The following is a 12,276-nucleotide window of genomic DNA, read 5'->3' as shown; positions in this document are numbered from 1 at the left end:
TCTTTTCAGGGGGCTGCATCCGCTAATGCCCGCTATGCCGCAATCATGCTCCGACAGACCGTTGTCGACGCGATACACCACTTCGGATGCTGTCACGTTTTTTGCGTCTTTGCCGATCACGACGCCCAGTTCGGCTCAGGGCCCGTAGATTTCCGTTTTGCGGAGACTCACTCACACGGCCATGAACATGTCTTTGTATCGGTCACGCAAAACGTTCTTTTGAACCTTGCCCATCGTGTTGCAGGGAAGTTCATCCACAACGATCAGCTTGCGCGGATGCTTGAACCGCGCCAGACCTTCACGAACCGCCTCTGTTATCGCATCCGGATCGGGAGTCTGGCCGGGCTCTGCCACGATGATACCAACAACCGTTTCACCGAAATCTGGGTGCGGCACGCCGATCACGGCGCTTTCCAATACTCCGGGTTGATCATCGAGAACCAGCTCGATCTCTTTGGGGTAAATGTTGTAACCGCCCGAAATGATAAGATCCTTGTTGCGACCAACGATATGGACGTAGCCATCGTCGTCGATGCGGCCAAGATCACCGGTGATGAAAAAGCCGTTGTCGCGCAGTTCGGCAGCGGTTTTTTCAGGCATCTGCCAATAGCCTTTGAAGACGTTGGGCCCACGCACCTCAATCTCGCCGATCTCGCCCACGGGCAGGGTATTGCCGTCTGAATCACAGATCTTCAGTTCGACCCCGGGTAGCGGGTGCCCAACCGTTCCGGCGCGCCGATCGCCGTCATAAGGGTTTGACGTGTTCATGTTGGTTTCAGTCATGCCGTAGCGCTCAAGGATGCGATGACCCGTTCGTTTCTCGAACTGCACATGGGTTTCCGCCCGCAGTGGTGCCGATCCCGATACGAACAGGCGCATATGGGTGGCCAGTTCCTTGGTAAAGCTGCGGTCGTCCAATAGGCGCGTATAGAAGGTTGGGACGCCCATCATCGACGTGGCATAGGGCAAATTGTCTATGATTTGATCCAGATCGAATTTTGGTAGCCAGATCATGCATCCGCCCGCGGCCAGCATGATGTTGGTCGCGACGAACAGCCCGTGGGTGTGGAAGATTGGCAGGGCATGCAGCAGCACATCCTGCGAGGTGAAGCGCCATTCCTTGATCAGTGTCCGTGCATTCGACAGCAGATTATTCTGGGTCAGCATGGCCCCCTTGGACCGGCCTGTGGTTCCCGATGTATAGAGGAACGCGGCCAGGTCCTCGCCATCGCGGGCGACGGTTTCGAAACTTGTCGGCATGGTTGCGGCCTGATCTGTCAGGGACCCGCTGCCATCCGCGTTCAGGGTCTCTATTCGCGCCCCCAGCTGCGCGCCGACAGGGATGAGTTTTTCCTCACTTTTAGCGTCACAGATAATCAGTGCGGCTCCACTGTTTTCTATGAAATAGGTTAATTCATCTACCGTGTAGGCGGTATTGAGCGGTAGGAACACCAGACCGGCTTGGGCGCAAGCTGCATAAAGCGCCAGCGCCTCGGGTGACTTCTCAACCTGCGCCGCAACGCGATCACCGGGATTCAGACCCAGACGCGTGGCGACATGCGCGATCTGCGCCGCGTTGCCGAGAAAGCCCTGATGGGTGATTGTTGTCCCATCCAGCAGCCGCAAAAAAGGTGTGCCTTTGCCAGCATGAATGCCGAACAGGCCGTCATAGAGGGGGTTAGCCATCAGGTTTACCTTTCTTGAAGCATGGAGAGAGAGGTGGATGCAGCGGAGAATTTTGTCTCGGTGGAGGCGGTCATCTCATGGGTGTTGGCGAATTGTTTGTGGTTCAGGGCCGCGCGGGTCAAATCATACAGGTAGTTGACCATGGTGCCAACGCACTGGGCGGTGTCTGCGTTGGCATGCAGCGAATGAGCAAGCGCACTGTTACCCAAATGAAACTGCGCAATCGGATCGAAGGGCGTGCTCCCTTTTCCTTTGCCGTTCTTCAAGCAATTCGGTGCCAAAGCTCTCATTTGATCGGACGCAACACCAGAATACCGTGGTTGAACATGCAGGCTTAAAGGTGGCGGTTCTGCCCCATCCTTTTTACGCGGGCGCTGAAACAGAAAGGATGAACCAAGATCGCTCGTCAGAGGCTGACGGTTGGCTTCAAATGCAACCACCAGCCTCTGCAGTGCTTATTGCTCTCAGAGTGTCGGCGAGCGGGCGTTCCCCCGAAGCTCTACGAGAATCGTTCCGGCAACAAGGCATCCGGCAGGTTCTGATAGCAAACAGGACGCAGGAAACGTCGGATCGACAATGTGCCGACAGATGTGGCACCGAAATTGGTCGAAGCCGGGTAGGGGCCGCCATGGACCATGCTGTCGCACACCTCGACCCCCGTGGGGAAGCCATTGGACAACACGCGCCCGGCTTTGCGTTCAAGGATCGGCAGCAGGGACCGGGCCATGTCCATGTCGGCCTCGTCCATTTGCAGCGTGCAGGTCAACTGACCGTGCAAGCTGCGCGCGACGTCGCGCATCTCGTCCGATGTTTCGGCGGTAACGATGATGCCCAACGGGCCAAACACCTCTTCTGCGAGGGTTTCGTTGGCCAGCCATGTCGCGGCGCTTGTTCGGTAAAGGAAGGGGGCTGCGTTGCGCTGGTCGCATTTCGACGTCAGAATCTCCTGAACGCCACTGGTTTCCGCGACGCGGGCCTGACCGTTGCGATAGGCTTCGGCGATGCCGTCGGTCAGCATGGTCTGCGCCGGAACTTCGGTCAATGCGGTCCGTGCGATCTCGGCGAAACGGTCTGTTGCTTCACCTGCCGGTATCACCACGACGCCCGGGTTGGTGCAGAACTGACCTGCGCCCATGGTCAGCGATCCGGCCCAGTCTTTGGCGATGTCTTCGCCCCGGTTCGCGAGTGCCGCATCCAGAATGAACATGGGGTTGACCGATCCAAGCTCACCAAAAAACGGAATCGGTTCGCGGCGCGCGGCGCACAGGTCGAAGAGGGCGCGACCGCCCGTAAGCGACCCGGTGAACCCGACTGCCTTGATCAGAGGGTGCTGCACCAAGGCTGAACCCACAGCCGGCCCGCCGTCCTGGATCAGGCTGAAAACACCGGGATGAATGTTGCAACGGCGAGCAGCAGCGAAGATTGCTTCAGCGATGATCTCGCCGGTGCCAGGATGGGCGCTGTGGCCTTTGACGACAACCGGGCAGCCGGCAGCCAGTGCGGCGGCGGTGTCCCCCCCCGGCGGTGGAAAATGCCAACGGGAAATTTGATGCGCCGAACACTGCAACCGGGCCGATCGGACGCTGGATCATTTTCAGACCGGGCCGGGGCAGGGGTGCACGGTCCGGCAGCGCGCCGTCGTGGCGCCGGTCCAGATAATCGCCGCTGATGATATGCGTTGCAAACAGCCTTAGCTGCCCCGACGTGCGGCCTCGCTCACCTTGCAACCGAGCTTCGGGCAGGCCGGTTTCCTGTGTGCCAATCTCGGTGATTGCATCGGCGCGCGCTTCGATCTCGTCGGCAATGGTGTTCAGGAAGGCAGCACGTTTTTCCCGAGTGGAATAGCCATAACTCCAAAAAGCATCTTCCGCGGCCTGCGCAGCGGCATCGACGTCTGAAATGCGACCTTTCGAATAGTCATGCGATAGCCCATGTGCGGGTTGTGATGCAAAGAAATCGTCACCTGCAATCCAATTGCCTGCGATCAGATGCTTGCCATGCGGAGTAAAGTTCATTTGGGCCTCGTATTTCATGATGTCCAGTCTAATGGATAATGTATCCAAAATGACAGGACATGCAAGACCGCCCTAGGGTTCGTCTGTCCCGCGCTTCGAGGCGATCATTTCCAGAAGCTGTTCCTTCGTCCGGCGTATGTGCTGCGTCAAGACCTCGCATGCTTTGTCCACCTTGCCTTCCCGGGCCAGCCGCAACAGATCACGATGTTCCTTTTTTGCGGGTTCGCGCTGTTTCATCACGCTCAGGTGCATCCTTACATAGCGATCCGATTGCAGGTTGACGCGGTCCAGCAATTCGTTGGTCAGCTTCCGCTGTGAAGCCGCATAAAGCGCCGAGTGATATTGATAGTTCAATATCCCCCACTTGCCGACGTCATTTTCATCGTATGACGCTTCCATCTGTTTGAGGATCTCGTCGCAACGAGCAAATTCCCTTGGGCCCATATTAGGGATGGCTCGGCGAAACAGATCCACTTCGATCAGGATGCGAAGATCGAAAATCTCACCGATTTCGTCGAGGGAGTGTTTGGTCACCGAGCCGCCGCGATTGTTGGCCCATTGTACCAGGCCTTCGGCATTCAGGCGTTTCAGCGCCTCGCGGATTGGCATACGCGAGACATCATATTCCTCGGCCAGTGCTTCCTGCCGGATCGTCTCACCTTCGGCGAGTTCGCCGCTCAGGATACGTTCACGCAGATCATTTGCGATGACGTCCGGTAGGCTTTGTTTCGTGATCGCGCGTTTTCCTGCCATTTCCAATATCCCGCCGCGGTTTTTTGGATACAATTACCCGTAATTACCGACTTTTCCAAGCCGAACTTGGATTTCGACCCATTTCAGAGCGTTTGAAAAGTATGGATCTGGTGATGAATCCATCATCCAGGATGTATCAATCCCACCTCTGTCAAAGTGAAGGCAAGCAGGTTTGAAACAAGATCAACCGTCCTTAACCCCAAGTGTTGGTGGGACGGTTATCGGCGGCCAGGGCCTTGAGTTATCCCAAATTACCAAACTCGGGTCGCGGATATGCAGACTTTGCCATCAACGAAAATTGCGCGACACCAGATCTCAGACACCCCAGGTGTCAGACAGTCGATAACCACCCGGCCACGGGTCGTCAGGGTCCAGCATGTGCTGATGAATTCCGGTGATCCAACCGCGACCGCTGATTTCAGGAACGATTGCCGGGCGGCCACCTATCTGCGCAGTGTCAAGGATCCGACCGGTAAATCGTGATCCGATGATCGAAACCGCCTCGAAGGTCTGGCCGGGTTTCATCAACCCTTTGGCCGCCATCAGCGCCATGCGGGCAGACACCGCGGTACCCGTCGGCGAACGGTCAACCTTACCCGGCTGGATCGCCACGGCGGACTTGCCGCTTAGACCGGTTTCCGTCTCGCTCAGCGGGCCGCAAAAGGCGCAGAACGATATATGATCCCAGTCCGGGTTCTCGGGATGAGAAAACCCAAGCTGTTCATTGGCGGCGTTTGTGATCTTTACCCCCAACCGGGCTATGTCGCGGGCCTCATGATCGACGATTGCAAACCCAAGCGTCTGCGCATCGACGACCACAAAGCTGTCGCCGCCATAAGCGGTATCTACCGTGATCGTGCCCAGTCCGGATACCTCGAGCGGGACCGACAGCTTGTCGGCAAAGCTGGGCAGGTTCTGGACAAAGATGCGTTGTGCCTTGCCATTGCGGCATTCCGCACGTACCCGGACCAGCCCTCCCGGTGCCTCCAGCACCATATGAGTTTCCGGCTCTTTCATCGGAATGATCCCACTATCCAGTAATACGGTTGAGACACAGATTGAGTTGGACCCCGACATGGGCGGCGTGTCTTCGGGTTCCATGATGATCCAGGCGGCGTCCGCCTCGGGGTGTTTTGGCGGAACCAGAAGGTTGACATGCCGGAACACACCGCCGCGCGGTTCGTTCAGAACAAAGTTGCGCAGGGTTTGATCCCGCGCGATGAAGCTTCGCTGATCCCAGAGAGTGTCGCCCGGCGGTGGGGCGACACCTCCGACGATGACATCTCCAACCTCACCTTCGGCATGGGCCGAGATCACATGTACGGTTTTGCTGCTGCGCATGTTTACCTCAGCTATATTGCGCGACAGGGGCACCCAGCGCGTCGAAGATCGGTGTCACGCCCAGACCGGGACGATCTGCTGCGGTCATCCGGCCATTGACACGCTTTGGTGCGCCTTCGGCGATGTCCACGGTACCATAGGAATTGAAATCGGTGGCCGAGAACGTGAACTCGGACGGTGTTGACCGTGCCAGATGGGCGATGGTGGCTGTGGTGATGTCGCCGCCCCATGTGTCCTCGATGGTCATGGGAATACCGTGCGCCACGCAGAGATCCCGCATCAGTTTTGCCTTGGTCAAACCACCGACTTTGGAGATTTTCAGATTGATCACATCCATAGCGTCTTCGGCAATGCCGCGAACCAATGTGTTGGAAGTGTCGATGACCTCATCCATCACGAACGGCAGCGCAGTACGGCGGCGGATCGAAACGCATTCCTCATAGGTCAAACAGGGTTGTTCCACATAGACATCCAGACCCGAGACCGCGCCCACGACACGAGCAGCCTCGTGCCGGGTCCAGCCAGTGTTGGCATCTGCCACCAGAAGATCGGTCTTTTTCAGAACCGCGCGGGTGGCGTGAATGCGGTCGATGTCGTCATTGGCGTCGCCGCCCACTTTTAGTTGAAACTTCGTGTAGCCTTCAGCTGCATAGCCTTCGATCTTTTGCGCCATGATGTCCGGCGCTTCCTGACTGATCGCACGATAAAGCACCACATCCTCCTGTGCCGCGCCGCCCAGAAGGGTGTAAAGCGGTTGCCCTGTCGCCCTGCCCAGAAGATCCCAGCAGGCAATATCAACAGGAGCCTTGGCATAGGGGTGGCCACGCAGGGCAGCATCCATGGTGCGATTGATCTGGCCTATATTAAGCGGATTCTGCCCGATCAGATGTGGCGATAATTCGGCCAGCCCGGCCCTGACGCCAAGTGCGAAGGACGGAAGATAAGCCGATCCCAGCGGGCAGCATTCGGCATAACCCTTCAGACCTTCATCCGTGATGATCTCGAGAACGGTGCTGTCGAAGACTTCGACATAGTTGCCATTGGACCAGTTGTAACGACCTTCCTTCAGCGGCAGATCCACCTGATATACGTTCAGTGCGGTGATTTTCATGTGATGTTCTCCAGATCAGAAGCGTGTGGATGCGTAAGGCTTCATGTCGAGCGCGGGCTTGGCGTTCGTGACCAGATCCGCGACCAGATCCGCCGTGCCTGCGGATTGCGTCAGGCCCAGATGTCCGTGTCCAAAGGCATAAAAAACCTGTGACGCACGGGCCGAGCGGTCGATCACCGGCAAACTGTCGGGAAGCGATGGCCGGAACCCCATCCATTGCGTACCGCCTTCTAGGTTCAGATCAGGCATGAAGCGCCCGGCCTTTGCCAGCAGCGTGTCGGCCCGCTTGTAATTGGGCGGCAGTTCCAGCCCTCCCAACTCGACCGCACCACCGATGCGCACACCGCCGTTGATCCGTGTCACCACAAACCCATGTCCACCAAAGGTCAGATGGGTGCGCAGGTCAAAGGCCCCTTCGGGCAGGGTGGTGTTATAACCGCGCTCGGTTTCAAGAGGGATGCGATCGCCCAGGGTTTTCGCGAGTTGGTGAGACCAGGCCCCGGCGGCCACGATCACGTGTCTTGCATCAATTTCACCGATCGAAGTCGTCAGGTGTACGCCTGCATCCATCGGTGTGAGCGCGTTGATTGCCGCGATTTCAACCTGACCGCCACGCGCAGTGAACCGGGTGGCCAAATGTCTTGTCCAACTGGCCGGATCGACCGTGTTCATCCAGGTGGGCGTAAATCCCGCGTGGGTAAATCGTCGGTGAAGCCCAGGCTGGATTTCCGCAATCGCGTCGGGGCTGTCCAGCAGGTCAAAGGGGATGCCGTGATCCTTGCGGATATCCCACGTGGGAAGACTGGCGCGGAATTCGCCTTCACTTTCGAACAACTGCAACTGGCCTTCGCGTTGCATTAGCGCTTCGCCGTCGACATCCGCAATCTGGCGTTCCAGCGCCGCGCGGCTGTGATCCATCAAAGCAGCCTGTGCAGACCGAGCAGCAGCATAGCGATCCTGCCAACTGGCCCGCCAGAACCTCAGCATCCACGGTGCGATGTTCAAAGCGTAAGAGGGGGGGATTGAAAGCGGACCCAATGGATCAAACAGCCATTTCGGAGCTTTGCGCATGATCCCGGGGGTGGCCAACGGCACGATGTCGGTAAAGGCAAAAGCTCCGGCATTCCCTTTCGAGGCACCAGCTCCTACGCCTTCGCGATCCAACACCAGAACCTGTTTGCCGCGCTTTTGCAATTCCAGTGCCGTGCTGATCCCAATGATACCAGCGCCGATCACAACAATATCCGTCAGGTTGTCTTGCAGCATGGCCAGATCTTTTCAAACTGTGGTTCGGTACCGGGGGCCGGATTGCGCCAATCCCCGATAGTTTTGTCAAAGAAGGATCCCACTGCGGAACGGATCGTTTTGCGCGAAAATCATTTTGCCCTGGGCCATGATATGGGCCTGCCCGGTCAGGGTCGGGATGACGCCGCCATTGGGGCCGGGCTGATAGCTTAGTCGGTAAGAACTGCCGATCACGCTTTCCTGCACGATCTCTACTCCGGGAACCAGAACCCCATCCGCCGCCAGACAAGCCAGACGCGCCGAACTGCCGGTCCCGCACGGGGATCGGTCGTATTGATCGTCCGGGCACAGGACAAAGTTCCGGCTGTGAACGTTTTCGTCAGGGGATTTGTCCTGCAAGATCACGTGGTCCACCGGTTCCCCGTTTTCACCACGCAGGTTTTGCGCGATGCAGGCTTCGCGTATTGCAATGGTCAGGTCGGTGAGGGCTCGGATGTTGCCGGGGTTCACTTCTATCGGACTGGGATCGACAATGAAGAACCAGTTGCCACCATAGGCCAGATCGCCGGTCACTTTTCCATGGCCGTCGACATCAACAGATACAGAGGCCCTGACCCGGCGACTTTCGATATTGGTGACGCGCACGGTGTTGGCGTCCAACAGGTCAACCGAGATGACGCCGGCCGGCGTTTCAACCCTGTGCGTCCCCGGCCCAATCCGGCCCAGATGCGCCAGAGTGACCCCAAGCCCGATGGTGCCATGGCCGCACATGCCCAAAACGGCGTCGGCATCGAAATAGATCACGCCGGTCTCACAGCCTGACGTTTCCGGGGTGACAAGAAGCGCCCCGACCATGCCGGGTTGACCGCGCGGCTCCAGAAGGACCGATTTGTAGAAAGCCTCATGCTCGGTGGCCAGGCGTTGTGCGCGCTCGGCCAGCGGGCCCGACCCCAGATCGGGGCCGCCGTCCAGGATAACCCGCGTGGGCATGCCTCCGGTATGGCTGTCGATCACATGCATTCAGCGATGACCCCACCCTGGCTGGACCAGTCGGCAAACCAGGTGCGGAACAGGCTGTATTGCTGTTCGCAATAGTTGCGCTGGGCATCGGTCAGTTCGTCGGTTTCGTTGAAGTGCAAACGGTATTCCTCTTCGCCGTTCAGGACCAGCAGGTGTTTGTAGTACAGCACCAGATCGGTGCCTTCGTCAAAGCTGGCCAGCACGCCAAAGGCTTCTTCAAGCTCACGCGCGCGCAGGCGCGCTTCGGTATGACCCGCCGCCGCTTTCTGACACAGGGCAGCCAGCAGAAGTGCCTCTTTGGGCAAGGCGGTACCGATACCGGTAATCGAACCCGTGGCGCCGCAATTGACGAAGCCATGATAAACTTCGGTATCCACGCCCACCATCAGTGTCACCTGATCATCTTTCGAGGTGATGTGTTCCGCCGCATAACGCAGATCGCTTTTGCCGCCGAATTCCTTGAATCCAACCAGGTTCGGATGATCCGCACGCAATTCCAGGAACAAATCGGCGCGGGTGGCGAAGCCGTAAACGGGGCTGTTGTAAATGATAGCCGGGATATCCGGCGCCGCTGACAGGATTGCCTTGAAGTGGTTACGCTGTGCCGCGATGGACGATCCGCGCGACAGCACACGTGGGATGACCATAAGCCCTGCCGCGCCGACCTTTTGCGCATGCGCAGCCAAGGCCACGGCAGATTTCGAGTTTATCGCACCTGTGCCGACGACAACGGGCAGGCCTGCCTCGATCAAGCGTTCGACGCCTTGCATGCGTTCGGCAACTGACAGCAACGGCCAGTCGCCCATAGAGCCGCAATACACGACGGCCGACATGCCTGCCTCGATCATTTCCTTGCCCTTTTTGACCAGAGCATCGAAATCCGGTGTCCGGTCGGCTTTGCAGGGGGTCATCAGGGCTGGCATGGTGCCGGTGAAGATATTCTTGGACATGAAGTTGATCTTCCTCGTTGTTTCAGGGGACCGGTGCACTTAGCGCACATTGGCCAGGAACTTACGGGTGTTTTCGGATTGCGCATCACCGAATACTTGCCCGGGTGGGCCAATCTCTTCCATCACACCCCGATGGAAATAAGCAACCCGGTCCGATACATCGCGTGCGAAACCCATCTCGTGCGTGACACAGATCATGGTCATCCCTTCTTCGGCCAAAAGGCGCATCGTGTCGAGAACCTCGCCCACCAGTTCGGGATCCAGCGCCGACGTCGCCTCATCAAACAGCATGTATTCCGGTTCCATCGCCAGCGCGCGGGCGATGGCCAGACGCTGTTGCTGGCCGCCGGACAGGGCCGAGGGGTAGGCGTTGAGCTTTTCGCCCAAGCCGACGTGGGTCAGTTGTTTGGCCGCGACATCACGGGCCTCTTGCTTTGACAATCTTTTGACGATTTTGGGGGCGAGCGCGACGTTTTCCAGCGCTGTCAGGTGGGGAAAGCTGTTCCATTGCTGAAATACCATCCCCAGCTTTGTGCGCAGCTTGTTGATGTCGGTGCCCTTCGCATGAACATCGGTGCCATCGACCCTGACCGAGCCTTGCTGGATCAGTTCCAGCCCGTTGATGCAATAGAGAAGGGTCGATTTGCCGGAACCCGACGCGCCGATCACCGACAGGACCTCACCTTTCTGCACATCCAGATCGATACCTTTCAGCACATGCAGCGCGCCGAAATACTTGTGCAGGTCGCGAATTTCGATCATTGGGCCCACCTTTTTTCAAGAGACGCGGAATAGCGCGAAATTGGATAGCTGAGCGCGAAGTAGAACGCGCCCGCGATTGTCAGGATCAAGAAGGGTTCCTGCGTTCGGGTGATCAGGATCTGGCTAGCCTTGAGCAATTCGACGTAGCCCAATACCGACACCAATGCGCTGTCCTTCATCACACCCAGTGCAACACCGACCCATGCCGGGAACACTGCGCGTCCGCCGATAGGGAAGACGACATAGCGCAAGTCCTGCCAATAGGTCATGCCCAGACTGCGCGCGGCACGGCGCATCGGCGCGCCGACGGCCTCGATCCCGCCGCGCGCGACATTCGCAACCAAAGCCGCAGTGTAGATCGACAGGATCACCACGCCCGAGGCAAACGGGTCTAGGTTAAGCCCGACAATGGGCGCAAAGTTGTAGAACAGCACCAGTTGGATGATCAACGGCACCGAACGAAAAATGTCCAGAAACGGGGCCACTGTCAGGGTGGCTGCCAGTTTGCCTTCGTAAAGGATCCACCCGCACACCACTCCAAGAAACGTTCCGATGGTTATTGACAGAACTGAAATCCAGAGTGTCCGCAGGGCGGCTTCGGCCAGAAACCACAGATCATTGATGTTGAAGCTGCTGAAAAAGCTGACAGTGGGTTGCATCCGAGCGTCCTTCAGCAGCGAAAGAGCCGGGTCGCCAGCAGGCGTGAGGCTCCGAGAATGATTTTGACGATCACGTAGTAGATGACCGCCGTGACGGCGAAATATTCGAAGATGCGGAAGGTGCGTGAGGCAAAGAACTGCGTCTCTCCTGACAGTTCCCGGAAGCCGACCAGCATGCCCAGCGATGACATGAGCACGGCCCAGACCATCTGGTTGGTGATTGGGTGATAGACAATGCGAAACACCTGTGGGATCACCACGCGTGTGTAAGCCTGCCACGCAGTCATGCCCAGAGAACGAGAGGCGCGTAACTGAGTCTCGGGAACGGCCTGAAAGCCTCCGCGAAAGTTCTCGGCCAGATAGCCGGCACAATTGAATGTCAACGCGGCCAGCACAATGAAGTAAGGCGACAGGTGCAGGCCGAATGCGCCAAGCCCAAAGCCGAAAAAGAACAGCTGGAACAAAGCAGGTGTATTACGTGCCAGTTCGACCCAGGTTGAAGCAAACCAATACATCGGCCCCTTCAGGTGCATGCGCGTCAATGCCAGACACAGGCCGATGATGATGCCGAGGATCATCGCCATTACCGCGACTTGCAAGGTCAGCAGCGATGCCTCAAGCAAGTCCGGCAGGCTTTTCATGACCGGCCGCCAGTGGAAGTTATAATCGAACACAGGTTTCTTTTCCGAAGTTACCCAGCTCTTTCGCCCGGCAGAAGCCCGGCGAAAGAGTGT

At 57.9% G+C, this 12,276-nt stretch carries 11 protein-coding genes and 1 pseudogene; all 12 read right to left on the bottom strand.

Annotated elements, in window-relative coordinates:
• Positions 1 to 171: 171 nt before the first annotated feature.
• The 12 genes and pseudogenes from D1823_RS21585 to D1823_RS21530 all read right to left on the bottom strand — a co-directional run bounded on the left by D1823_RS21585 (position 172) and on the right by D1823_RS21530 (position 12,183).
• A complete protein-coding gene (locus D1823_RS21585) occupies positions 172 to 1,686 on the bottom strand; it encodes a malonyl-CoA synthase (RefSeq protein WP_117873938.1) in 1,515 nt (504 codons plus the stop codon).
• A 5-nt stretch (positions 1,687 to 1,691) separates the two neighbouring features.
• On the bottom strand, positions 1,692 to 2,126 hold the full coding sequence (locus tag D1823_RS21580; RefSeq protein ID WP_254683864.1) for a malonyl-CoA decarboxylase domain-containing protein: 435 nt from the start codon (positions 2,124 to 2,126) through the stop codon (positions 1,692 to 1,694).
• 59 nt (positions 2,127 to 2,185) lie between these two features.
• A pseudogene (locus D1823_RS21575) lies at positions 2,186 to 3,701 on the bottom strand (aldehyde dehydrogenase (NADP(+))).
• Between the two features lie 72 nt (positions 3,702 to 3,773).
• Positions 3,774 to 4,454, bottom strand: a complete 681-nt coding sequence (locus D1823_RS21570; RefSeq protein WP_117874114.1) for a GntR family transcriptional regulator — start codon at positions 4,452 to 4,454, stop codon at positions 3,774 to 3,776.
• 315 nt (positions 4,455 to 4,769) lie between these two features.
• Positions 4,770 to 5,795 (bottom strand): proline racemase family protein, encoded by a 1,026-nt coding sequence (locus tag D1823_RS21565; RefSeq protein ID WP_117873936.1) that lies wholly within the window; start codon positions 5,793 to 5,795, stop codon positions 4,770 to 4,772.
• Between the two features lie 7 nt (positions 5,796 to 5,802).
• Positions 5,803 to 6,906 carry a cis-3-hydroxy-L-proline dehydratase gene (locus D1823_RS21560; RefSeq protein WP_117873934.1) on the bottom strand — a complete coding sequence of 368 codons (1,104 nt, stop codon included), beginning with the start codon at positions 6,904 to 6,906 and terminating at the stop codon, positions 5,803 to 5,805.
• Between the two features lie 15 nt (positions 6,907 to 6,921).
• Positions 6,922 to 8,172, bottom strand: coding sequence for an FAD-binding oxidoreductase (locus D1823_RS21555; RefSeq protein WP_117873932.1), 1,251 nt, complete (start codon positions 8,170 to 8,172; stop codon positions 6,922 to 6,924).
• A 66-nt stretch (positions 8,173 to 8,238) separates the two neighbouring features.
• Complete coding sequence (locus D1823_RS21550; RefSeq protein WP_117873930.1) at positions 8,239 to 9,171, bottom strand: proline racemase family protein; 933 nt, start codon at positions 9,169 to 9,171, stop codon at positions 8,239 to 8,241.
• A complete protein-coding gene (locus D1823_RS21545; RefSeq protein WP_117873928.1) occupies positions 9,162 to 10,121 on the bottom strand; it encodes a dihydrodipicolinate synthase family protein in 960 nt (319 codons plus the stop codon). Before D1823_RS21545 ends, D1823_RS21550 begins: the two co-directional genes overlap by 10 nt.
• Positions 10,122 to 10,160: 39 nt before the next feature.
• On the bottom strand, positions 10,161 to 10,883 hold the full coding sequence (locus tag D1823_RS21540; RefSeq protein WP_117873926.1) for an amino acid ABC transporter ATP-binding protein: 723 nt from the start codon (positions 10,881 to 10,883) through the stop codon (positions 10,161 to 10,163).
• A complete protein-coding gene (locus D1823_RS21535; RefSeq protein WP_117873924.1) occupies positions 10,880 to 11,542 on the bottom strand; it encodes an amino acid ABC transporter permease in 663 nt (220 codons plus the stop codon). Before D1823_RS21535 ends, D1823_RS21540 begins: the two co-directional genes overlap by 4 nt.
• Before the next feature lie 11 nt (positions 11,543 to 11,553).
• Positions 11,554 to 12,183, bottom strand: coding sequence for an amino acid ABC transporter permease (locus D1823_RS21530; RefSeq protein WP_205512024.1), 630 nt, complete (start codon positions 12,181 to 12,183; stop codon positions 11,554 to 11,556).
• Between the last annotated feature and the right edge of the window lie 93 nt (positions 12,184 to 12,276).

Origin of the sequence: Ruegeria sp. AD91A (assembly GCF_003443535.1) — a bacterium.
In the GTDB taxonomy this organism is placed as follows: Bacteria; Pseudomonadota; Alphaproteobacteria; order Rhodobacterales; family Rhodobacteraceae; genus Ruegeria.
This window is presented reverse-complemented; position numbering and strand designations above follow the sequence as displayed.

What these genes read in the sequence shown, in the direction of transcription:
- D1823_RS21555 (WP_117873932.1), bottom strand. Translation starts at nt 8,172, where the DNA reads ATGCTGCAAGACAACCTGACGGATATTGTTGTGATCGGCGCTGGTATC.
- D1823_RS21565 (WP_117873936.1), bottom strand. Translation starts at nt 5,795, where the DNA reads ATGCGCAGCAGCAAAACCGTACATGTGATCTCGGCCCATGCCGAAGGT.
- D1823_RS21545 (WP_117873928.1), bottom strand. Translation starts at nt 10,121, where the DNA reads ATGTCCAAGAATATCTTCACCGGCACCATGCCAGCCCTGATGACCCCC.
- D1823_RS21540 (WP_117873926.1), bottom strand. Translation starts at nt 10,883, where the DNA reads ATGATCGAAATTCGCGACCTGCACAAGTATTTCGGCGCGCTGCATGTG.
- D1823_RS21550 (WP_117873930.1), bottom strand. Translation starts at nt 9,171, where the DNA reads ATGCATGTGATCGACAGCCATACCGGAGGCATGCCCACGCGGGTTATC.
- D1823_RS21570 (WP_117874114.1), bottom strand. Translation starts at nt 4,454, where the DNA reads ATGGCAGGAAAACGCGCGATCACGAAACAAAGCCTACCGGACGTCATC.
- D1823_RS21530 (WP_205512024.1), bottom strand. Translation starts at nt 12,183, where the DNA reads ATGAAAAGCCTGCCGGACTTGCTTGAGGCATCGCTGCTGACCTTGCAA.
- D1823_RS21535 (WP_117873924.1), bottom strand. Translation starts at nt 11,542, where the DNA reads ATGCAACCCACTGTCAGCTTTTTCAGCAGCTTCAACATCAATGATCTG.
- D1823_RS21585 (WP_117873938.1), bottom strand. Translation starts at nt 1,686, where the DNA reads ATGGCTAACCCCCTCTATGACGGCCTGTTCGGCATTCATGCTGGCAAA.
- D1823_RS21560 (WP_117873934.1), bottom strand. Translation starts at nt 6,906, where the DNA reads ATGAAAATCACCGCACTGAACGTATATCAGGTGGATCTGCCGCTGAAG.